This window comes from Rhodanobacter thiooxydans, from assembly GCF_030291135.1.
In the GTDB taxonomy this organism is placed as follows: Bacteria; Pseudomonadota; Gammaproteobacteria; order Xanthomonadales; family Rhodanobacteraceae; genus Rhodanobacter; species Rhodanobacter thiooxydans_A.
Window position 1 is genome coordinate 521,225 of record NZ_CP127409.1, and the last position, 20,479, is coordinate 541,703.

Here is a 20,479-nt window from a genome sequence, read left to right on the forward strand (position 1 = left end):
CACATCTCTCAAGCGGCCCGATGGTATAGCGCAGGCGGATCTCGCTGCGGGAGACGCCGGCACGGCCATCGGTTAGGCTGGCGCAACCGCCGGGGAGAGCGGATGGCGCGGGGTGCCGTCCGGGCGGTTTCCTTCCATTGACCAGGGGGTTGTATGGGTACTTCGATGTTGGCCGCGCTGGCTGGCATGGGCCTGTTCGCGATGCTGGTGATGATCGTGGTGGGCATCCTGCTGGCGGCGCTGATGCTGAGCGTGGCGTTCCGGCTGGTGGTCGGCTACATGCCGTCCTACCTGCGCGCAATCGGCGCGCTGGTGCTGACCTGGATTGCGGTGGCCATTGCGATGGTGGTGGTGGGCATGGTCTCGCACGGCAGCACGGGCGGGTTGCTGTCGCTGGTGGTGCAGTTCCTGGTCGGCGCCGCCGTGGTGAACTACCTGCTGCTGGCGCAGAACGGCAGCCAGATCGGCTATGGCAAGGCGTGCATGGTGCAGCTGGTCTACAGCGTGATCGGCATCGTGCTGGGGGTGATCATCTTCGGCATCATGCTGGTGTTCTTCGGCAGCATGCTGGCGCACGCGTGAGTTGTGCGCGGGGCGGGCAAACCGCCCCGCGCGTCTTCGTGGATCTCAGGCCAGGCTGGTGGCGACGCCGAAGCTGATCGCCATGATCACCGCCACCGCCATGCAGGCGCTGCCGGGGCGGATGCGGCGGGCGTCGATGCGCGGCACCAGCCGCCACAGCAGCACGCTGCCGATCAGCATGTCCAGCACCAGCATCCAGCGCAGCAGGCCGGAGCTCAGCAGCGCGCCATAGGGCGGATGCAGGTGGCCTTCGTACGCGGCCACGCCGACCACCAGCAGCAGGCCGATCAGGGTCCACAGCAGGCAGGCGAGGTAGATGCGGTTGAACACCACCGCGCAACGCTCGGCCCAGCGCAATACGGACCAGCCGAGCAGGGCGAACACCAGCGCAGCCATGCTGCTGTACAGCACCCACCAGAGCAGGCTGCTGATCACGGTAAGCAGGGTGGTCATGTGACTTGCTTGAATCCCAGTTTGCGCAGCAGCTTGGCCATCAGCCAGGCCGGGCCGATCAGCAGGTAGGAAAGATCGGTGAGGAAACTCGGCTTGCGCCCCTCGAACTTGTGCCCGATGAACTGGCCGATCCAGGCGACCACGAACACGCCGACCGCGAGCCAGCACAGCTGCGCGGCGCCGAGCTGCCCATACAGGAAGTTGGTGAGCAGGCCGAGCAGCGCAAACACGATCAGCAGTCCGACCGCCAGCCGGTGCGAGCGCTTCCAGTACCAGTAGAACGCCAGCACCATCACCAGCACCGCCCAGGAACCCGGGCGCAGCTGGCTTACCGGCACCGGGATCGCCCACAGCAGCGCGATCACCGACCACACGATCGGCGGCACGCAGAACCAGTGGAACATCTGGTTGGTCGGGTTTTGATGGTCGCCGCTGTAACTGTCGAGCCAGTCCTGCATGGTGCGCATGAGCGTTCCCCCCGATGGAACCTTCAGTCGAGCCGGATACCGGCCAGCCGCTGCAGCGCCTCGGCGTACTTGGCGGCGGTGCGTGCGATCACCTCGTCCGGGATCACCGGACCGGGCGCGGTCTTGTTCCAGTGCTGCGTCTCCAGCCAGTCGCGCACGAACTGCTTGTCGTAGCTGGGCGGGCTGATGCCCACGCGGTATTCGTCAGCCGGCCAGAAGCGCGAGGAGTCCGGGGTCAGCATCTCGTCCATCACGTACAGCTTGCCGTCCGCATCGGTGCCGAACTCGAATTTTGTGTCGGCGATGATGATGCCGCGCTCGGCCGCATAGGCGGCGGCCCAGCGGTAGATCGCCAGGGTGGCGTCGCGCACTTGGTTGGCCAGGTCGGCGCCGACCGCGTCCACCACCGCATCGAAGTTGACGTTCTGGTCGTGGTCGCCCACCGCGGCCTTGGTCGACGGCGTGAAGATCGGCGCGGGCAACTGCTGCGCCTGCTTGAGGCCGGCGGGCAGCGCGATGCCGCACAGCGAGCCGGTGGCTTGGTAATCCTTCCAGCCGGAACCGATCAGGTAGCCGCGGGCGATCGCTTCCACCGGCACCGGCTTCAGCCGCCGCGTCACCACGGCGCGCTTCTCGTACAGCTTGAGGTCGGTGCCGGGCGGCAGCACCTCGGCCAGCGGCACGTCGAGCAGGTGGTTCGGTACCAGGTGCGCGGTCTTGCCGAACCAGAAGTTGGAGATCTGGGTGAGCATCTCGCCCTTGCCGGGGATCGGGTTCGGCATCACCACATCGAACGCCGACAGCCGGTCGGTGGCGACCATCAGCAGCCGATCGTCGGACAACGCGTAGACATCGCGCACCTTGCCGCGGTGGATCAGCTCAAGGCCGGGCAGGTTCGATTGCGGCAGGGTGGTGGGCACGGCGGCGGGTTCCACGTGGCGGGGAAGCGCCCATTCTAGCCGCTGCGGCCGCGGCGCCGGGAACGCCACCCTGGGGAATCCGGGGGCGCTGCTAGAATTGGCGGCCTGTGGCCCCCATTGGTTGCCGATGCGAACCTTATTGACCGCGGCGCTGTGCCTGCTCGCCGCCCTCCCGCTCCGTGCACAGACTCCGACGCCGCCGACCCGGCTGGGCCTGTGTGCGGCCTGCCACGGCGCCAGCGGCCACGCCGGCATGCCTGGCGTGCCGCACCTGGCCGGCCAGCGGCTGGACTACCTGCGCGACGCGCTGAAGCAATACCGCGACGGCCGCCGCAACATCCCGGTGATGCGCGCCGCGATCGGCCCGGTCAGCGACGCCGAACTCGACGCGCTGGCGCGCTGGTACAGCGCGCAGCCGCCCCAGGGGAATCCATGAGCTACACCTACACGCTGTGGTTCGCCTTCTTCGGCCTGCTCATCGGCCACCTGCCCGGCGCCATCACCGGCGCGGTGCTGGGCTTCGTCTTCGACAACATGCGCTACAGCCAGCGCAAGCACGCCACGCCGGAAGCCGGCGGCTTCGTCGGCCCGCTGTTCACCCTGCTCGGTGCGGTGGCGAAGTCCGATGGCCGCGTGTCGGAGCAGGAGATCGCGGTCGCCGAGCGCCTGATGACGCGGATGAACCTGGGTGCCGAGCAGCGCAAGCAGGCGGTGGTCAGCTTCAACGTCGGCAAGCAGCCGGAGTTCGACGTCACCCAGACCATCACCGCGTTGCGCAACTGGGTCGGCCTGCGTCGCGACCACGCGTTCCCGGTGCTCGACGTGGTGATCGAGACCGTGCTGGCCGAGGGCAACCCGCCGCCGGAGAAGATGTCGATCCTGCGCCAGCTGGCGTTCGCGCTGCGCATCAGCGACATGGAACTGATGGCGCTGATGGCGATGAAGGGCTACGCGTGGAACGCCGGCCCCGGCGGTTCGCGCGGTCACGCTTACGGCACCGGCGGTGGCTACGTGCCGCCGCAGCGCGCGCCGCAGGGGCCGGACCCGTACGCAGTACTCGGCATCGACCGCAACGCCGACGACCGCGCGGTGAAGCGCGCCTATCGCAAGCTGATCTCCGAACACCACCCCGACCGCCTCGGCGACCTGCCCGACGACATGCGCAAGCGTGCCGAAGCGCGCGCCAGCGAGATCAATGCGGCGTACGACCGGATCAAGGAACAACGCGGCTTCAAATAGGCGGAATATTCTCCCTCCCCTGCAAGGCAGGGGAGGGCCGAGGAGGGGTTGCTCTTGATCTTCGAGTCAAGAGCGCACCCCCTCCTCCCAGCCTCCCCCTGCTGCGCAGGGGGAGGAGCCCGGCGGCAACGTCGTGGCAGACTTGCAAACGTCCTCATCCTGGTCATCGCCATGTCCAAGCAATCTCCGATCATCGCCCCGTCCATCCTCGCCGCTGATTTCGCCCGACTCGGCGAGGACACCGCCGCTGCGCTCGCCGCCGGCGCCGACTGGGTGCATTTCGACGTGATGGACAACCATTACGTGCCGAACCTCACGATCGGCCCGATGGTGCTGCAGTCGCTGCGCAAGTACGGCATCACCGCGCCGATCGACGTGCACCTGATGGTCAAGCCGGTCGACCGCATCGTGCCGGACTTCGCCAAGGCCGGCGCCAGCCTGATCAGCTTCCATCCGGAGGCCAGCGAACACATCGATCGCACGCTGGGCCTGATCAGGGAATCCGGTTGCCAGGCCGGGCTGGTGTTCAACCCGGCCACGCCGCTGGATTACCTCGACTACGTGATGGACAAGCTCGACCTGATCTTGATCATGTCGGTGAACCCGGGTTTCGGCGGGCAGAAGTTCATTCCCGGCGCGCTGGAGAAACTGCGCCAGGCGCGGGCGCGCATCGACGCCAGTGGCCGTGCGATCCGGCTGGAGATCGACGGCGGCGTCACCGCGCAGAACATCGGCGCGATCGCCGCGGCCGGCGCCGACACCTTCGTGGCCGGCTCGGCGATCTTCCACGCGCCGGATTACCGCGCCGAGATCGCCGCCATGCGTCAGGCGATCGCTTGAGCATTCCCGCCGCCTTGCAGCGTGCGGTTGTCGAATCGCGCGCATAAAAATCCCGACGCAGTGAGCGACTGCGTCGGGATAAACGTCGTCGGAGACGTGAGAGGAAACACCATTGATTGGTGTGCCGGCACGACTGCTTCACAGGGAGGGGGAACCGTCGTGCCGGCACGTTCCACGGCAAGAGGAACGGTACCAATCAGTAATACTGACCGGGGTGATCGGGTTTGGTTCCCGGGAGATTTCTGAACGGCTGAGGCCGCAGTCCTGTCCCGTGCGGGGTCAAAAAAATCCCCTCGCGGGGAGGGGACAAGGAACCACCATGGGGGACGGAATGCGGGTCGTGGAACGGCTACAGGGGTTGCCAGTCGGGATCGACCTGCTCTTGCCCCGCATCCGGCACGATTCCCTTCGCGCCGGATGCACCGCCATCTTCCACGGAGAAGGGATCGAACAAGGACGGGTCGAAACAGGACTTGAACATGGCGTTCACCTCACAGGCTGAGTAGTACGCCGAGCAGCAGGGCGCCCCATGCCAGCATCACGCGCAGCGGCTCGAAACCGTGCAGTTCGGCGTTGGGATCGCGTTCGGGGGATTCGATCTGCGGCATGGGTGGACTTCCTGCAGGTGGCTTGATGCACATCAAACCGCCGGCGTGGGCGTTGGCGCCGGCACAATCGGGCCGCGCGGCTGCCGGCATGTGGCGAAACGCGGGCAAGTGCAGCACATGGCTTGCGTACGCGCGGCCCGCATAGCACGCTGCGCGCACCACCACAGGGAGCGCGCCATGGGCCGCAGCATTGCCATCGTCGAGGACGAACCGCTGATCCGCGCCAACTACGTCGAGGCGCTGAACCGCTTCGGCTACGACGCGCGCGGCTACGGCTCGCGCCAGGAAGCGTCCAGCGCGTTCGCGATGCGCCTGCCTGAACTGGTGATCATCGACATCGGCCTGGGCGACGAGCCGGAGGGCGGCTTCGACCTGTGCCGCGAACTGCGCGCGAAGTCGGCCACGCTGCCGCTGATCTTCCTCACCGCGCGCGACTCGGATTTCGACGTGATCTCCGGCCTGCGCCTGGGCGCCGACGACTACCTCAGCAAGGACACCAGCCTGCACCAGCTGGCCGCGCGCATCGCGGCGCTGTTCCGCCGGATCGAGTCGCTGAAGGTACCGGCGTCCAGCGAGACGGTGATCGAGCACGGGCCGCTGAAGCTGGAATCCGAGCGCATGCGCATCAGCTGGAACGGCGAGGAGATCCCGCTCACCGTCACCGAGTTCTGGATGGTGCACACGCTGATCCGCTTCCCCGGCCACGTGAAGAACCGCGACCAGCTGATGCGCGAGGCCGAGCTGGTGGTGGACGATGCCACCATCACCTCGCACATCAAGCGCATCCGCAAGAAGTTCATCGCGGTGGCGCCGGAGTTCGACGCGATCGAGACCGTGCACGGCGTCGGCTACCGGTGGAAGCCGTGAGGCGGCGCTTGCTGCCGGCGCTGGCGTGCCTGCTGTTCGCCGTCGTGGCGCAGGCCGCCGGCAAGGATGACGACGTGCTGGCGCGCGGCGCCCGCGATGGCGACGCGCCGGCCTGGGCGATCAGTGCGGCCACGCCGACCGGCTGGACCCGCGACTGTTGCACCTACGCGCGCGCGATCGGCGTCAATGCGGTGGTGTACCAGGGTGAATGGAGCGGCAAGCCGCAGCGGGTGATGGTGCTCAACGTGTGGCCGCGCCAGCTGGCCACGCTGGCCGACGAGGTGCAGGCCGACCGCAAGCGCTACCTGCAGCACGACCCCGCCGGCAAGGTGTCCGGCTTCGCCGTGCGGCATCCGGCGATGCCATGCGAGGCTTCGGTCTACCAGGGTAGCGACCACATCGACGACGTGCTGGTGTTCTGCGATCCGGGCGCGGCCAGCGGCGTGCGGCTGAGCTGGTCGATGGCGTTCGACGACGCCGATCCGTCGCGCCGTGCGCTGCTCGACGACTTCATGCGCGTGGTGGTGACCACGCGCTGGGCCAAGGATGCCGTGACGCCGTCCGCGCATGGCCGCTGATCGCCGGCCCCGATGACCCTGCGCCGCAAGCTGCTGCTGGTCGCGTTGTGCACGCTGGCGCTGCCGGTGGCCGGCTGGTTGTACGTGCGTCAGATGGAAACGCTGTTGCGCGAGGGGCAGTCGCAGGCGCTGCTGGCCTCGGCCGGCGTGGTGGCACGCAGCCTGGTGGTGACCGGCGCGGTGGCGCCGGGATCCGCCGGCCCGGGCTGGTACGTGCAGCAGACACCGAATCCGATCACCGTGGACGGCTACGGCGACGACTGGGCGCCGCTGACGCCGTGGAGCCAGCCGCTGGGTGCTCGCGGCAAGCTGCTGCTGGCTGCGGACGACGACTGGCTGTACCTGTACGCCGACGTGCGCGCCACCCGGCGCAGCCGTGCCGATGCGGATGACGCGGGTGCGCTGGCGGCCGATCACCTGATCCTCGCGCTGGGCAACGCGAACGGCCAGCGCCGCTACCTGCTGGCCAGCGCGGCGCCGGGGCCGCTCACCGCGCGGCCGCTGGACCCGCCGGTCGACGGCTTGCCGGAGACGATCGCCGCGCAATGGCAAGAAGATGGCAGCGGCTACCGGGTCGAACTGCGCCTGCCGCGCGATCTTCACCTGCGCGCGCTTGGCGTCGGCGTGTACGACGCGGCGAGTGGCGGCGAGCGGGTGGCTGCCGACACGCGGCCCCTGCTCGGCTATTCGGACAAGCTCGCCGGCGAACTGGCGCAACTGGTGCCCGATCGCGTGCAGGCGCGCGTGCTGGCGCCGCGGGGCTGGCTGCTGGCACGCAGCGGCCGCCTGAACACGGCGCCGGGCAGCGACGGCCAGCCGGGCTGGTTCGCCGCGCTGGTCTACCGCTCGCTGCTGGCGACCCGGTTGGAGGATGCGAGCCTGTGGTCGCAGGACGTGCCGCGGGTGGACACCCGCGAAGTGGCCGAGGCGGCTGTCGGCCGGCCGGTGGCGGTATGGCGCAGCGGCGAGGAGCGCGGCAGCGTGGTGCTGGCCGCCGCGGTGCCGATCGAGCACGCCGGCCATGTCGATGGCGTGCTGCTGCTGGAGCAGGCCAGCCGCACGGTGCCGCTGCTGGCCAACCGCGCGTTGTTCGGCCTGTTGCTGACCAGCTTCGGCGTGCTGCTGGTGGCCGGCGGCATCCTGCTGCTGTTCGCCGCCCGGCTGAGCCTGCGGCTGGGCCGCCTGCGCAACGCGGCCGAGCGCGCCCAGCTCAACGATGGGCGTCTGGACGGCCTGTTCGAGCGCGGCAAGTTTCCGATGACCGACGCGCCCGACGAGATCGGCGATCTTGCGCGCAGCTTCGAGCGGCTGTTCGAGGTGGTCGGCAGCTACACCGACTACCTGCGCACTCTGGCCTCGAAGCTGTCGCACGAGCTCAACACGCCGCTGGCGATCGTGAAATCGTCGCTGGACAACCTCGAGCATGCCGCGTTGCCGGCCGAGGCGCAGCCGTACCTGGCGCGCGCCCGCGACGGCGTGGCGCGGCTCGGCGCACTGGTGCGCGCGATGAGCGAGTCGAGCCGGATGGAGCGCTCGATCCTGGCCGCCGAACCCGAGGACGTGGATCTGCGCGAGGTGGTGCGCGGCTGTGCCGATGCCTACCGCCCGCTGGTCGGCGCGCGCCGACTCGACTGCACCCTGCCGGAGGCACCGCTGCAGCTGCACTGCGCGCCCGAGCTGATCGCGCAGGCGCTGGACAAGCTGCTCGACAACGCGTTGTCGTTCACCCCGCCCGACGGCTGGCTGCGGCTTACCTTACGCAGCACGCCGGACGGCGCCGAGATCGAGCTGGCCAACCAGGGCCCGCCACTGCCTGCGGCGATGCATGGCCGCCTGTTCGACTCGCTGGTCAGCCTGCGCGACAAGGCCACCCCCGGCGACGCGCCGCACCTGGGCCTGGGCTTGTACGTGGTGCGGCTGGTCGCCGAACGCCACGGCGGCGTGACCAGCGCGCGCAACCTCGACGACGGCAGTGGCGTGGCGTTCTCGCTGCGCCTGCGCGGCATGCCGCGGCAGCGGTTGTAGTTCCGGTTCTCCGGCGGCGCTGGCGAAGAGGATGAGGGGGTGCCCCTGCGTTGGACGTCCATACCCGTACTGCTCTAGCCTGCTATCTTCAGCAGCCCGCTTCCGTACAAGATGGCTTATCCGTGATCCCCCGAGACGAATTCGACGCGCTGGCTGCCCAGGGGCATACGCGCATCCCGCTGGTGCGCGAGGTGTTCTCCGACCTCGATACCCCGCTGTCGGTGTACCTGAAGCTGGCTGACGGGCCGTACACCTTCCTGTTCGAATCGGTCGAGGGCGGCGCCACCTGGGGGCGCTATTCGATCATCGGCCTGCCGGCGAAGCGGGTGTACCGCCTGCGCGGGCACGAGCTGGAAGTGGAGGACTCCGGCGAGGTCACCGAGCGTCGTCAACTGGACGACCCTCTGGCGGAAATCGAGAAACTGCGCGCGCAATACGACGTGCCGCGGCTGCCGCAGCTGCCCGCGTTCTCGGGCGGCCTGGTCGGCTACTTCGGTTTCGAGACGATCGGCTACATCGAGCCGCGCCTGGCGCAGTGGGATCGCTTTGATGAGCTGGGCACGCCCGACGTGCTGCTGATGCTGGCCGAGGAAGTGGCGGTATTCGACAACCTCAAGGGCCGCCTCTATCTGATCGTGCATGCCGATCCTTCGCAGCCACAGGCGTATGCCGAAGCACAACGCCGGCTCGACGCGCTGGTCTACCGGCTGCGCCAGGGCGGTGCGTCGTATCCGCAGCTCACCCAGTCGATCGCGCTGGACGAGAGTGATTTCAAATCCTCGTTCACCAAAGACGAGTTCGAGGCGATGGTCGAGCGCGCGAAGGAATACATCCGCGCCGGCGACATCTTCCAGGTCGTGCCGTCGCAGCGGCTAAGCGTGGGCTTCAACGCGCGGCCGGTGGACGTGTACCGCGCGTTGCGCGCGCTGAACCCGTCGCCGTACATGTACTTCGTCGATCTCGGCGAGACCCAGATCGTCGGTTCCTCACCGGAGATCCTGGCGCGCCTCAAGGACGGCAAGGTGGTGGTGCGCCCGCTGGCCGGCACGCGCAAGCGCGGCGCCACCGAGGAAGAGGACCAGGCGCTGGAAGCCGAGCTGCTGGCCGACCCGAAGGAGCGCGCCGAGCACGTGATGCTGATCGACCTCGGCCGCAACGACCTGGGCCGGATCAGCGAGACCGGCAGCGTGGAAGTGAGCGACTCGTTCGCGATCGAACGCTACTCGCACGTGATGCACATCGTTTCGCAGGTGCAGGGCACGGTGCGCGCCGGCCTGTCCTACATGGACGTGCTCAAGGCCACGTTCCCCGCCGGCACCCTGAGCGGCGCGCCCAAGGTTCGTGCGCTGGAGATCATCCAGGAACTGGAACCGGCCAAGCGCAACATCTACGGCGGCGCGATCGGCTGGATCGGCTGGTGGGGCGACGCCGACACCGCCATCGCGATCCGCACCGCGGTGATCCACGGTGGCCGCCTGCACGTGCAGGCCGGTGCCGGCATTGTCTACGACTCCGATCCCGCCGCCGAGTGGGAGGAGACGATGAACAAGGGCCGCGCGCTGTTCCGCGCGGTGGCGCAGGCGGCGAAGGGCTTGTAGGCACGCGGCCATCGCCGGCGGGTTCGCCCAGCCTGCAATTCATTTCGAACGGCGCTCCATGCACGGCTGTTCCGATGCTCGCGGTGCGACTCGACGGGCGGGACTGAGCGTGGGGCTCCGTGATTGCCTGCGCATCGCCTTGGCGCAATTTCTTGCAGGGTTTCGCGGCGATCTTGGTACGTTATATCGTTGCGGCTCCGATCTTCTCGCCAAGACGCGTCCGAATGAACAACCTCTGGTTCGAGTGCTTGCCGGCATCGTCGACATGAGGGCAGCGATGCTCGGGCGGATGCGCTCGTTGCCATCCGCGACGCGGTTGCCGCTGCGGCGCCTCCTTGCGACGGTCGCCGTGCTGGGCATGGCCGGGTGCGCGGTGGGACCGGATTTTCAGCGGCCCGCGGCGCCCACGGTCGGCAGCCTGACCGCCGCCCCGCTGCCGGCCACCACCGCCAGCGCGGATGTCGCGGGCGGGCAGCCCCAGCACTTCGTTCCCGCCGCCGACATTCCCGCGCAGTGGTGGACACTGTTCCATTCCACCGAGCTCAATGCGCTGATCGAACAATCGCTGGCGCACAACTCCGATCTGAAGGCCGCGCAGGCGGCGTTGGCGGTGGCGCACGAGAATGCCCGGGCGCAGCGCGGTGCCTACTACCCCGCTGTCAACGCCGGCTTCTCGGCCACCCGCCAGATGCAATCACAGCAGGTTGCGCCCGGGCCGAACTATCCGGTGGTGCCCCAGGAGTATCTGTACAGCTTCTTCACTCCGCAGCTCAGCATTTCGTATGCGCCGGACCTGTTCGGCCTGAACCGGCGCACGGTGGAGTCGCTGGAGGCGCAGGAGCAGTCCGTGCGTTTCCAGATGATCGCCGCCCGCATCACGCTGAGTACCAACGTGGTGGCCGCGGCCGTGCAGCAGGCTTCGTTGCGCGCGCAGATCGCCGCGACCCGCGACTTGATCGCGATCAACACGAAGATGGTCGGCATCCTGCGCTACCAGCTGAGCAAGGGTTATGCCGGCCGGCTCGATCTTGCCGCGCAGGAATCACAGCTGGCCCAGCTGCAGGCCACGCTGCCGCCGTTGCTGACCCAGCTGGATCAGCAGAACAACCTGCTGGCGGTTCTGGCAGGGCGGTTGCCCAGCGAGGCGCCGACGCAGGCATTCGACCTGGCCAGCCTGCACCTGCCGCAGCAACTGCCGTTGAGCCTGCCATCAAGCCTGGTGGCACAGCGTCCGGACGTGCGCCAGGCCGAGGCGAACATGCACGCGGCCAGCGCCAATATCGGCGTGGCCATCGCGAATCGGTTGCCGAATATTTCGTTGACCGCGAACGCGGGCAGCACCGCGGTGGCGATGGACCAGGTATTCAAGGCCGGCACGGGCTTCTGGGGCATCGGTGCCGATATCGCCGCGCCGATTTTTCACGGCGGCAGCCTGCTGCACCAGGAGCGCGCCGCCAAGGCGGCCTATGTGGAATCGGCCGAGCAATACCGCGGCACGGTGCTGACCGCGTTCCAGAACGTGGCCGATACGCTGGCCGCGCTGCAGCACGACGCCGAGGGCCTGCAGGCCGCGGCCACGGCCGCGGATGCCGCCAGACTCACGCTCGATCTGTCGCAGCGTCAGTACCGGGATGGCTACGCCAGCTACCTGACCTTGCTCAGTGCGGAGCAGGGCTACCAGCAATCGCGCATTGCGCTGGTGCAGGCGCAGGCGAGCCGCTACGCCGACACGGCGGCGTTGTTCCAGGCGCTGGGCGGCGGCTGGTGGCACGACACCAGGGCCGAAGGCGGGACTGCCGCTGCCGCTTCGCCCACCTCAACCCATGCCGCTGCATTCCGGGATAGCGATGAAAAATGAATTGCCTTCGGTGGCGCCGTCGACGCCGCGAACGACGGCCATACTGTTGTCGGTCTTCGCGCTGGCGGCGGGGATAGCCCTCGCCGGATGCTCGTCGAAGGCCGATCCGCAGGCCGCGGCCGCCACCGACAAGCCACAGAACGTGACGCTGACGCCGGCGCAGCGCCAGCACATCCAGCTGCTCACCCTTGCGCGCAGCAGCTTCCACCGCGGCATCGAAACCAGCGGCGTGGTGGATTTCGACCACGACCGCGCGACCCAGGTGCTGGCGCCGTTCTCCGGCCCGGTGACCGAGGTGCTGGTGAACCAGGGCGAAAAGGTCAAACAGGGCCAGCCGCTGGCGCGGGTGGATTCCCCCGACTTCGCGGCGGCGGCCAGCGCCTATCGCAAGGCGCTCGCTGCGGCGCAGGCTGCCGATCAGGTGGCTGCCAGGGATCGCGACCTGTTCGCGCACCAGGCGGTCTCGCAGCGCGAACATGCGCAGGCGCAATCCGATGCCATCGGTGCGGACGCCGATCGCGATGCCGCGCTGCAGGCGCTGCTGGCCCTGCATGTCGATCAGCCGACCATCGCGGCGATCCGCGAGGGCAGGCCGGTGGCGCGCGGCCAGGGCGTGATTCGCGCGCCGATCGCCGGCACCGTGGTCGAGAAGTCGATCGCGCCCGGGCAGTTGCTGGCGGCGGGTTCGACCCCCTGTTTCACCCTCGCCGACACCTCGACGATGTGGGTGATGGCGCAGCTGTTCGGTGACGAGCCGGCGGTGGTGCGGAATGGTGACGTGGCCACGGTCGATACCGCTGCGGGTGGCGCGAAGATCCACGGCAAGGTCACCAATGTCGGTGCGGTGGTCGACCCGGATACGCGCTCGGTCGGCGCGCGCGTGCTGGTCGACAACCCGGACGGCACGCTGCGGCGGCAGATGTACGTACGCGTGCAGATCCAGTCGAGCGAGGCGCAGCAGGGGTTGCTGGTGCCGGTGTCGGCGGTGCTGCGCGACGACGAGAACCTGCCGTTCGTGTATGTGGTCGCGGCCGACGGTAGCTACGCGCAGCACGCGGTGACGCTGGGCGCGCGCGTCGATGATCGCTTCGTGATTCCCGAGGGCCTCCACGCCGGCGACAAGGTGGTGGTGGACGGCGCGATCTTCCTGCGCTTCATCCAGACCCAATGAGCGAGCAAACGCCACCCGAGGGAACGTCGCCGCGCCCGACGTCGCTGATCAACCGGATCGTCGCGTTCGCGCTGCAGCAACGCATGCTGATGGTGCTGCTGGCGCTGGGCCTGGCGGCGGCCGGCGTGTGGGCCTACCACACGCTGCCGATGGACGCGTACCCGAACCTGTCGCCGCCGATGGTGGACATCGTCACGCAGTGGCCGGGTCATTCCGCCGAGGAAGTGGAGCGGTTGATCACGGTGCCGGTGGAGCTGGGACTGAACGCCATTCCCGGGCTGGTCACCAAGCGCTCCATTTCGCTGTATGGCCTGTCCGACGTCACCCTGACCTTCGCCGACGGCACCGATCCCTACTTCGCGCGCCAGCGCGTCTACAACCGCCTGCCCGGCATCACGCTGCCCGATGGCGTGGCGCCGTCGATGTCGCCGATGTCGCCGCCGTCCGGACTGGTCTATCGCTACGTGCTGCAGAGCACCGATCGCTCGCCGATGGAGCTGAAGACGCTCAACGACTGGGTGGTCGCGCCGCAGTACCGCTCGGTGCCCGGGGTGGCCGATGATTCCGGGTTCGGTGGCGGCACCATGCAATACCAGGTGCTGCTCGATCCGATGAAGATCGCCGCGCTCGGCATGACGGTGGCGCAGGTCGAGGCGGCGCTGGCCGCCAACAACAGCAATGCCGGTGGCGGCTTCTATTCGCAGGGCGGGCAGTTCTTCTACGTGCGCGGGCTGGGCCGGCTCGAGACGGTGCAGGACATCGGCAACGTGGTGCTGGCGGTGCACGACGGCACGCCGATCCTGGTCAGGAACGTCGGCACGGTGGAGATCGGCATCGCGCCGAGGCTGGGCGAGTTCGGCTACATGAACCAGGACGACGCGGTGGAAGGCGTGATCCTGGCGCTGACCGGATCGAAGACCGAGAACGTGCTGCAGCGGGTCGAGGCGAAGACGAAGGAGCTCAACAGCGAGATCCTGCCCAGGGACGTGAAGGTCCACCCGTTCTACGACCTCACCAACCTGATCCAGCAGACCAAGGGCGTGGTGATGCACAACCTGCTGCTGGGCATGCTGCTGGTGATCGCGGTGCTGATCTTCTTCCTGTACGACGTGCGCGCCGGGCTGATCGTGGCCGTGACGATCCCGCTGGCGTTGTTGTTTGCCTTCGTCTGCCTGGACTTGAAGAACGCGTCGGCCAACCTGCTGTCGATCGGCGCGGTGGATTTCGGCATCCTGGTCGATGGCGCGATCTTCATGGTCGAGAACATCTACCGCGAACTGGCCGCGCGGCAGGGCACCGAGTTCAACATCCGCGAAGTCATCCAGAGCGCCGCCTCGGAAGTCGACCGCCCGCTGGTCTACGCGGTGGCGGTGATCGTGGCCAGCTTCCTGCCGATCTACGTGCTCAGCGGGCCGTCCGGCACGCTGTTCAAGCCGATGGCCGACACCATGATCTTCGCCCTGGTCGGCTCGCTGCTGGTCACGCTGACCCTGCTGCCGGTGCTGTGCGCGCTGCTCATGCGCCGCGGCGTGCGCGAACGGCGCAACGCGATCTACGAGAAGTTCAAGGCGTGGTACGTGCGCGCGCTCGGGCGCTTCGAGCGCCATGCGTGGCGGGTGACCGCGGCGTCGGCGCTGTTGCTGGTGCTGGCGCTGGTGATGATGCGCGGCATCGGCGCCGAGTTCATGCCGCACCTGGACGAAGGCTCGCTGTGGGTGCGTGCCACCATGCCGTACACCATTTCCTTCAAGGAAGCGTCGAAGATCTCGCCGCAGATACGCGAGATCCTGCGCTCGTTCCCCGTGGTCACCACGGTCACTTCGGAATTGGGCAGGCCCGACGACGGCACCGATTCCACCGGTTTCTTCAACGATGAGTTCTTCGTCGGTCTGAAGCCGTACTCGCAGTGGGGCGGCAAGTACCGCAACAAGCAGGACCTGATCGACGCGATCAACAGGAAGCTCGAGGTATTTCCCGGCATCCAGTTCAACTACTCGCAGCCCGCCGAGGACGCCGTGGACGAGGCCGAGACCGGCCTGAAGAGCGCGCTGGCGGTGAAGATCTACGGACCTGACCTGCACGTGCTGCAGGCCAAGGGCAAGGCGATCAAGCAGGTGATGGGGAAGGTGCGCGGCATCACCGACCTGACCCTGGTGCACGAACTCGGCCAGCCAAACCTGGCGATCAGGATCGACCGCGCCAAGATCGCCCGCTACGGGATCAATGTCGACGACATCAACAAGCTGATCGAGGCGGCGATCGGCGGCGACGTCGCCACCGAAGTGGCGCAGGGCGAAAAGCAGTTCGACTTGCTGGTGCGCCTCGAACCGCAGTATCGCGACAACCCGCAGCAGATCGGCGAGATCCCGGTCGCCACGCCGGGCGGCCAGCAGATTCCGCTGAAGGAGCTGGCCGACATCAGCGTCGCCAACGGCGCCTCCTTCATCTACCGCGAGAACGGTTCGCGCTACATCGGTGTGCAGTTCTCGGTGAGCGGGCGCGACCTGGCCGGTGCGGTCAACGACGCGATCACGCAAGTCGCCCGCGACGTGAAACTGCCGCACGGCTATCGGCTGGAGTGGGGTGGCGAGTACCAGGAGTACACCGCCTCGCGGGCGCAGATGAACGTGATCCTGCCGCTCACGCTGCTGCTGATCTTCGGCCTGTTGTTCGTGCTTTACGGCAACTTCAAGTTCCCGTTCATCACCGTGGTCGGCGTGCTGCTGTCCGCGCCGTTCGGCGCGATCCTGGCGATGTGGCTCACCGGCACGCCGTTCTCGGTGTCATCGGGCATCGGCTTCATCGTGCTGTTCGGTGTCTCGGTGCTGACCGGCGTGGTCTACATTTCCTGCGTCAACGAACTGCGCCTGGGCGGCATGCAGATCGGCAAGGCGGTGCACGAGGCGGCGGTGCTTCGCCTGCGTCCGATCACGATGACCGCCCTGGTGGCGGCGTTGGGCCTGTTGCCGGCGGCGATCGCCAGCGGCGTGGGCACCGACTCGCAGCGCCCGTTCGCGCTGGTGATCGTGGCCGGCATGCTGTCGCGACTGCTGATCGGCATGTTCCTGATGCCGGCGCTGTATGCGCTGGTGGCGCGACCGGCGGATCGGTTGCAGGTGTAGTAGATGGCGCCGGGTGGCCCGGCGCCGCTTGCTCAGCCGCCGCCTTCGGATTCGATCTGCTGCACGAGGTTGCCGAGGATGCGCAGGTCCTGCGCGTCGAGCTGGTCGCCGTCCATGCCGCGGAAGTGGTGGTGGAAGGCACGCACCGCCGCGGCGCGATCATCCAGTGGATAGCCGATGACGGCCAGCGCCATCCACGGGTCGAAGCCGGCGGGCGGGTCGACCAGCACGCCCTGTGGCCAACGCCCGAAACCTGCGGCAGCCAGTTGCGGCCAGGGGAACAGCGGACCGGGATCGTCCTTGCGCGCGGGCGCGAAATCCTCGTGGCCGACGATCTGCGTGCGCGGGATATGCAGGCGTTCGGTGAGGTCGGCGAGCAGGCGCAGCAGGCTGTCGATCTGTGCTTGCGCGAACGGCGTCGCGCCGTCGTTGTCCAGCTCGATGCCGATCGAGGCGGAATTGATGTCGGTGATCGTGCCCCAGTGCCCCGGGCCGCCATGCCAGGCGCGCAACTGGTCGGACACCAGCTGGTAGATGTGGCCGTCGGCGCCGATCAGGTAATGCGAGCTCACCGGGCCGCCGCTGTTCTTCGTGCGCAGGGTATCCAGGCTTTCCTGCACCGAATGCTGGTTGGTGTAGTGCAGCACGATCAGCACCGGCCGGCGGATGTCGTGGTTCGGCGACGGCACCCAGGTCGCCAGCGGATTGCGCGGCGGCAGTGGGGCGCAGGCGGCGAGCAGCGCGACCAGCGCCAGCACGGTCGCGCGGCGCAGCAGGCGGTTCGACATAAGCGGACGTCTCATCGGGCTCGCTGCAGGTAGGGTTGGGCGATCGCCAGCGCGGTGCGGTACGGTTCCGGCTCGTTGCGGTTGCTGAGCAGGATCACGGTGAGGTGCTGCTGCGGCCAGCGCACGATCGCGTTGCGGAAGCCGATGCTCTCGCCCGAATGCCACACGGTGTCGCCGGTGATGCGCCAGCCGTAGCCGTAGCTGGCCTCGTACGGCTCGCCGGTGACCTTCACGCGCGGGCTGAAGGCGAGCTTGCGCGAAGCGTCGCTGAGCAGCCGGTTGTCGTACAGCGCGGCGTCCCACTTCGCCAGGTCGTCGATCGAGGAATAGATGCCGCCGTCGCCGCGGGTCGCGCTGGTGACGCTCTGGTCGGTGCGCGTCCAGCGGCCGTTCTCCTCGCTGTAGCCGTAGGCGCGATCAGCCACGTCGGGGCCGCCGCGCTCATACAGCAGCGTGTGGTCCATGTGCAGCGGCCGGAAGATGCGCTGCTGCAGGTACAGCGGCAGGCTGATGCCGGAAGCGCGCTCCACCACCAGGCCGAGCAGCACGTAGCCCGAGTTGCTGTAGCGGTACGTGGTGCCCGGCGCGAAGTAGGTTTTCGAGGTGGCGGACAGCAGGCGCAGCACGTCGTTGTCGCTGACCTGCGCGGTGGTGCCGGGCGGGATCAGGTCTTCGTAGTCGACCAGGCCGCCGGTGTGCGTGAGCAGCTGGCGCAGGGTGACCGTGGCCGTCGTTTCCGGCAGCGAAGGCAGCCAGCGGCGCACCGGATCGTCGAGGTTGAGCCGGCCGTTCTCGGCCAGCAGCAGGATCGCCGCAGCGGTGAACTGCTTGCTCACCGAGGCGAGCCGATAGTTGCTGGCCGGCGTGGCCTTGTCTTCTTTTTCGAGATTGGCCAGGCCGTAGCTGCGGCGGATGATCGGCTTGCCGTCCTTGAGCACCAGCAGCGAGGCCCCGGGGACGTCGCCGGCGTAGCGCTGCATCAGCGCGTCGATCGGGTCGACCGGCCGGGTGTCGCTGGCACAGCCGCCGAGCAGCAAGGTCAGCGCAAGACCGGCGAGCAGTTTTCGCATGGCAGATTCCCCCTGGATTTTCCGCGGTGCCGTCATTGCACCGGCACGTCGTAGAGCGTGTGCGGCGTCGGCTCCGGCACCAGCGTGTAATGCCACCATTCCATCGGATAGTTGCGGAAGCCCTCGCGCTGCATCGCATCGCGCAACAGCAGGCGGTTCGCGTGTTGCTGCGCGGTGACGTCGGGGGCGTCGGTGTGCGCGCGCACGTCGAAGAAGTCGAAGTCGGTGCCCATGTCCAGCGGCTCGCAGCGCGTGCCGTCGGCGGCGCAGCGTTCCAGCGTGAGGTCGATGGTGGCGCCGCGGCTGTGGCCGGAGACGGGTGCGATGTAATCGCCGAGCAATTTCGACTTGTCCAGCGTGGGGTAGTGCTGCGGCTTGGTGCGCTGGTCGGCCAGGTCGTGCGCCCAGCGCACGAAGTGCGCCACCGCGCGGGCGGGGCGATAGCAGTCCCAGATCTTCAGGCGCAGCTGCCGCGCGCGCAGTTCGCGCTCGACCCGCGCCAGCGCTTCGGCGACCGGACGCAGCAGCAGGCACTTCGGCGCCAGGTAGCCGTCCACCGGCGTACCCACGAAGTTGTCGCTGCCGGCGTACCTGATGTCCTCGGCGATGTCCGGCACCAGCGTGCGGATATCGACCAGGTTCGCCGCGGCGGCGGTCTTCGCCGGCGACAGCGTCGGCGGCTGGTCCGCCAGGCTGGCGGCGGACCAGCCGATGGCCCCGAGCAGTGCGATGGCGGCGAGCGGGCGGCGCATCAGCGGCAACCTCCGACGCGCTGGAAATCGAGATCCTCGTAATCGGAGCTGAAGTCGCCCAGCGGATCGAGCTTGGCCATGCGCAGGCCGATCGGCCGGCCGCCGGAGGCCGCCTGGAAATCCAGCCACGCGTCGAGGTCGGCCGAATCGTCCCAGTGCACCAGGTAGCGATCGCCCAAGCGCATCACGGTGCCGGCCAGCGTCGGCGACTTAGCGGCGGCGAAATGCATCGTTCCATCGCGCGGGCACAGCATGACGTCGCCGAACCACGGGTCGCGATACTGCCCGCTCCAGCGTGCCAGTTCGGCGGCGCTGGCCGGCTGCTGGCGCGAAGTGTCAATGGCGGACGCTGCCGCGGGCTTCTGTTTCGCCCGCTGCTCCAGCGCGTCGGCATACCAGTCCACGCCGCGATGGTCGCCCGGGGCGGTGAAGTGTTTCATCAGAACCTCGCCGAGCACGGTGCGCGCGTCGCCGGCGTCGCCGTTGATCATGAACACGAAGCCGCTGCGGCGATCCGGCAGCAGGGCCAGCATCGAGTACATGCCGTTCAACGTGCCGGTGTGCCACACGCTCCACTGGCCGTCGACGTCGGCCATGCGCCAGCCGTAGCCGTAGGCCATCACGTGGGTGTGGTCCCAAGCGCGGCGTTGCGCGGAGACAGGGATCAGCATGTGCGGCGCCTGCAGCACGTCGCGCTGCACCGGCGACAGCCACTGCAGCTGCGCGTGCGTGGGCACCAGCCAGTTGCGCGCCCAGCTCAGCATGTCGGTGAGATCGCAGCGGATGCCACCGGCGGCTGCGGAGGTGATCGCGGGGATCGCCGCGTCCTCTGGTATCGCCACGTTGCGACCGGCGTCGCGGCGATGCGGCGTGGCGACGTCGCCGACCGTGTCGCGGTTCCACGCACCGACCTGGCAGCGGTCCAGCCCCAGCGGAGCGAACACCTCGCGCCGCATCAGCGTTTCGTAGGACGCGCCGCCCGCAGCGGCGGCCACTTCGCCGGCGACCACGTAGAGCAGGTTGTCGTACTGGTACTGCGAGCGGAAGCTGTAGCCGGGCTTGATGAAGGCCAGGCCGTGGATGATGTCGGCGCGGGTGAACGTGTTCGGCTCCGGCCACAACATCAGGTCGCCGCCGCCCTCGGGCAGGCCGCTGGAGTGAGTGAGCAGGTCGGCCACGCGCATGTTCGCGGTGACCCACGGGTCGTTCATGCGGAACTGCGGCAGGTACTCCGTCACCGGGTCATCCCAGCGCAGCTTGCCCTGGTCGACGAGGCGGCCGAGCAGGGCGGTGGTCATCGCCTTGCTGTTGGAGGCGATCTTGAACAGGGTGCGCGGAGTGATCTTCTGACCTGAGCCGGCGACGGTTTCGCCGACGGTGCGGGTGTAGACGACCTGACCGTTTTCGATCACGCCGACAGCGATGCCGGGAAGGTGGTAGCGGGCAACGACGGCGTCGACGATTTTGTCGTAAGCGCGGCTGGCGGATTGGGCGGCGGCGACCGGTGGTGCGAGCAGGAGCAGAAAAGCAAGAGCACCCCA

The 20,479-nt window shown here is 68.3% G+C and carries 19 protein-coding genes; 11 read left to right on the top strand and 8 right to left on the bottom strand.

The features are described 5' to 3' along the window. Nucleotides 1-153: 153 nt before the first annotated feature. Nucleotides 154-582 carry a hypothetical protein gene (locus QQA13_RS02225; RefSeq protein ID WP_108470628.1) on the top strand — a complete coding sequence of 143 codons (429 nt, stop codon included), beginning with the start codon at nucleotides 154-156 and terminating at the stop codon, nucleotides 580-582. A gap of 45 nt (nucleotides 583-627) precedes the next feature. Here QQA13_RS02225 and QQA13_RS02230 read toward each other — a convergent pair whose 3' ends face one another. The 3 genes from QQA13_RS02230 to QQA13_RS02240 are packed head-to-tail and all read right to left on the bottom strand — an operon-like array spanning nucleotide 628 to nucleotide 2,422. Then, complete coding sequence (locus QQA13_RS02230) at nucleotides 628-1,035, bottom strand: hypothetical protein (protein ID WP_108470629.1); 408 nt, start codon at nucleotides 1,033-1,035, stop codon at nucleotides 628-630. Then, the gene (locus QQA13_RS02235; RefSeq protein ID WP_108470630.1) at nucleotides 1,032-1,502 is read right to left on the bottom strand and encodes a DUF962 domain-containing protein; all 471 of its coding nucleotides are present in this window, start codon (nucleotides 1,500-1,502) and stop codon (nucleotides 1,032-1,034) included. Before QQA13_RS02235 ends, QQA13_RS02230 begins: the two co-directional genes overlap by 4 nt. A gap of 23 nt (nucleotides 1,503-1,525) precedes the next feature. Continuing rightward, entirely contained in the window at nucleotides 1,526-2,422 is an 897-nt protein-coding gene (locus QQA13_RS02240; RefSeq protein ID WP_108470672.1) for a phosphoribosylaminoimidazolesuccinocarboxamide synthase, read from the bottom strand. A gap of 127 nt (nucleotides 2,423-2,549) precedes the next feature. On the opposite strand from QQA13_RS02240, the gene QQA13_RS02245 reads away from it, so the two are divergent. The 3 genes from QQA13_RS02245 (at nucleotide 2,550) to rpe (ending at nucleotide 4,501) form a co-directional block, all read left to right on the top strand. Further along, nucleotides 2,550-2,858, top strand: coding sequence for a c-type cytochrome (locus tag QQA13_RS02245; protein WP_108470631.1), 309 nt, complete (start codon nucleotides 2,550-2,552; stop codon nucleotides 2,856-2,858). Then, complete coding sequence (gene djlA, locus QQA13_RS02250; protein ID WP_108470632.1) at nucleotides 2,855-3,661, top strand: co-chaperone DjlA; 807 nt, start codon at nucleotides 2,855-2,857, stop codon at nucleotides 3,659-3,661. Before QQA13_RS02245 ends, djlA begins: the two co-directional genes overlap by 4 nt. A gap of 171 nt (nucleotides 3,662-3,832) precedes the next feature. Continuing rightward, nucleotides 3,833-4,501: a ribulose-phosphate 3-epimerase gene (rpe, locus tag QQA13_RS02255; RefSeq protein WP_108470633.1), complete on the top strand. Its 669-nt coding sequence runs from the start codon at nucleotides 3,833-3,835 to the stop codon at nucleotides 4,499-4,501. 349 nt (nucleotides 4,502-4,850) lie between these two features. Here the strand turns inward: rpe and QQA13_RS02260 are convergent, their stop codons facing one another. Continuing rightward, nucleotides 4,851-4,982, bottom strand: coding sequence for a hypothetical protein (locus QQA13_RS02260; protein WP_267895674.1), 132 nt, complete (start codon nucleotides 4,980-4,982; stop codon nucleotides 4,851-4,853). A gap of 304 nt (nucleotides 4,983-5,286) precedes the next feature. Here QQA13_RS02260 and pdsR point away from each other — a divergent pair, with 304 nt between their 5' ends. The 7 genes from pdsR (at nucleotide 5,287) to QQA13_RS02295 (ending at nucleotide 16,328) form a co-directional block, all read left to right on the top strand. Continuing rightward, entirely contained in the window at nucleotides 5,287-5,976 is a 690-nt protein-coding gene (gene pdsR, locus QQA13_RS02265; RefSeq protein ID WP_108470634.1) for a proteobacterial dedicated sortase system response regulator, read from the top strand. Beyond that, nucleotides 5,964-6,554 carry a hypothetical protein gene (locus QQA13_RS02270; protein ID WP_199909800.1) on the top strand — a complete coding sequence of 197 codons (591 nt, stop codon included), beginning with the start codon at nucleotides 5,964-5,966 and terminating at the stop codon, nucleotides 6,552-6,554. Before pdsR ends, QQA13_RS02270 begins: the two co-directional genes overlap by 13 nt. 12 nt (nucleotides 6,555-6,566) lie before the next feature. Continuing rightward, nucleotides 6,567-8,579 (top strand): ATP-binding protein, encoded by a 2,013-nt coding sequence (locus QQA13_RS02275; RefSeq protein WP_108470635.1) that lies wholly within the window; start codon nucleotides 6,567-6,569, stop codon nucleotides 8,577-8,579. Between the two features lie 122 nt (nucleotides 8,580-8,701). Next, complete coding sequence (gene trpE / locus QQA13_RS02280; protein ID WP_108470636.1) at nucleotides 8,702-10,177, top strand: anthranilate synthase component I; 1,476 nt, start codon at nucleotides 8,702-8,704, stop codon at nucleotides 10,175-10,177. Nucleotides 10,178-10,466: 289 nt separating this feature from the next. Next, nucleotides 10,467-12,035, top strand: a complete 1,569-nt coding sequence (locus QQA13_RS02285; protein ID WP_234411260.1) for an efflux transporter outer membrane subunit — start codon at nucleotides 10,467-10,469, stop codon at nucleotides 12,033-12,035. After that, a complete protein-coding gene (locus QQA13_RS02290; protein ID WP_108470638.1) occupies nucleotides 12,025-13,206 on the top strand; it encodes an efflux RND transporter periplasmic adaptor subunit in 1,182 nt (393 codons plus the stop codon). Before QQA13_RS02285 ends, QQA13_RS02290 begins: the two co-directional genes overlap by 11 nt. Beyond that, nucleotides 13,203-16,328 carry an efflux RND transporter permease subunit gene (locus tag QQA13_RS02295; protein ID WP_108470639.1) on the top strand — a complete coding sequence of 1,042 codons (3,126 nt, stop codon included), beginning with the start codon at nucleotides 13,203-13,205 and terminating at the stop codon, nucleotides 16,326-16,328. Before QQA13_RS02290 ends, QQA13_RS02295 begins: the two co-directional genes overlap by 4 nt. Nucleotides 16,329-16,360: 32 nt before the next feature. Here the strand turns inward: QQA13_RS02295 and QQA13_RS02300 are convergent, their stop codons facing one another. From QQA13_RS02300 to QQA13_RS02315, 4 genes are read right to left on the bottom strand one after another with little or no spacing between them, the layout of a single operon-like run. Beyond that, nucleotides 16,361-17,131: an N-acetylmuramoyl-L-alanine amidase gene (locus QQA13_RS02300; protein WP_108470640.1), complete on the bottom strand. Its 771-nt coding sequence runs from the start codon at nucleotides 17,129-17,131 to the stop codon at nucleotides 16,361-16,363. After that, the gene (locus QQA13_RS02305; RefSeq protein WP_108470641.1) at nucleotides 17,128-18,186 is read right to left on the bottom strand and encodes a serine hydrolase domain-containing protein; all 1,059 of its coding nucleotides are present in this window, start codon (nucleotides 18,184-18,186) and stop codon (nucleotides 17,128-17,130) included. The genes QQA13_RS02300 and QQA13_RS02305 overlap by 4 nt, the downstream gene beginning before the upstream one ends. Nucleotides 18,187-18,218: 32 nt before the next feature. Then, nucleotides 18,219-18,938: a M15 family metallopeptidase gene (locus QQA13_RS02310; RefSeq protein WP_108470674.1), complete on the bottom strand. Its 720-nt coding sequence runs from the start codon at nucleotides 18,936-18,938 to the stop codon at nucleotides 18,219-18,221. After that, nucleotides 18,938-20,350 carry a serine hydrolase gene (locus QQA13_RS02315; protein ID WP_428998025.1) on the bottom strand — a complete coding sequence of 471 codons (1,413 nt, stop codon included), beginning with the start codon at nucleotides 20,348-20,350 and terminating at the stop codon, nucleotides 18,938-18,940. Before QQA13_RS02315 ends, QQA13_RS02310 begins: the two co-directional genes overlap by 1 nt. Between the last annotated feature and the right edge of the window lie 129 nt (nucleotides 20,351-20,479).

What these genes read in the sequence shown, in the direction of transcription:
- QQA13_RS02300 (WP_108470640.1), bottom strand. Translation starts at nt 17,131, where the DNA reads ATGAGACGTCCGCTTATGTCGAACCGCCTGCTGCGCCGCGCGACCGTG.
- QQA13_RS02225 (WP_108470628.1), top strand. Translation starts at nt 154, where the DNA reads ATGGGTACTTCGATGTTGGCCGCGCTGGCTGGCATGGGCCTGTTCGCG.
- pdsR (WP_108470634.1), top strand. Translation starts at nt 5,287, where the DNA reads ATGGGCCGCAGCATTGCCATCGTCGAGGACGAACCGCTGATCCGCGCC.
- QQA13_RS02310 (WP_108470674.1), bottom strand. Translation starts at nt 18,938, where the DNA reads ATGCGCCGCCCGCTCGCCGCCATCGCACTGCTCGGGGCCATCGGCTGG.
- rpe (WP_108470633.1), top strand. Translation starts at nt 3,833, where the DNA reads ATGTCCAAGCAATCTCCGATCATCGCCCCGTCCATCCTCGCCGCTGAT.
- QQA13_RS02275 (WP_108470635.1), top strand. Translation starts at nt 6,567, where the DNA reads ATGACCCTGCGCCGCAAGCTGCTGCTGGTCGCGTTGTGCACGCTGGCG.
- djlA (WP_108470632.1), top strand. Translation starts at nt 2,855, where the DNA reads ATGAGCTACACCTACACGCTGTGGTTCGCCTTCTTCGGCCTGCTCATC.
- QQA13_RS02285 (WP_234411260.1), top strand. Translation starts at nt 10,467, where the DNA reads ATGCGCTCGTTGCCATCCGCGACGCGGTTGCCGCTGCGGCGCCTCCTT.
- QQA13_RS02230 (WP_108470629.1), bottom strand. Translation starts at nt 1,035, where the DNA reads ATGACCACCCTGCTTACCGTGATCAGCAGCCTGCTCTGGTGGGTGCTG.
- QQA13_RS02295 (WP_108470639.1), top strand. Translation starts at nt 13,203, where the DNA reads ATGAGCGAGCAAACGCCACCCGAGGGAACGTCGCCGCGCCCGACGTCG.
- QQA13_RS02235 (WP_108470630.1), bottom strand. Translation starts at nt 1,502, where the DNA reads ATGCGCACCATGCAGGACTGGCTCGACAGTTACAGCGGCGACCATCAA.
- QQA13_RS02260 (WP_267895674.1), bottom strand. Translation starts at nt 4,982, where the DNA reads ATGTTCAAGTCCTGTTTCGACCCGTCCTTGTTCGATCCCTTCTCCGTG.
- QQA13_RS02290 (WP_108470638.1), top strand. Translation starts at nt 12,025, where the DNA reads ATGAAAAATGAATTGCCTTCGGTGGCGCCGTCGACGCCGCGAACGACG.
- QQA13_RS02305 (WP_108470641.1), bottom strand. Translation starts at nt 18,186, where the DNA reads ATGCGAAAACTGCTCGCCGGTCTTGCGCTGACCTTGCTGCTCGGCGGC.
- QQA13_RS02245 (WP_108470631.1), top strand. Translation starts at nt 2,550, where the DNA reads ATGCGAACCTTATTGACCGCGGCGCTGTGCCTGCTCGCCGCCCTCCCG.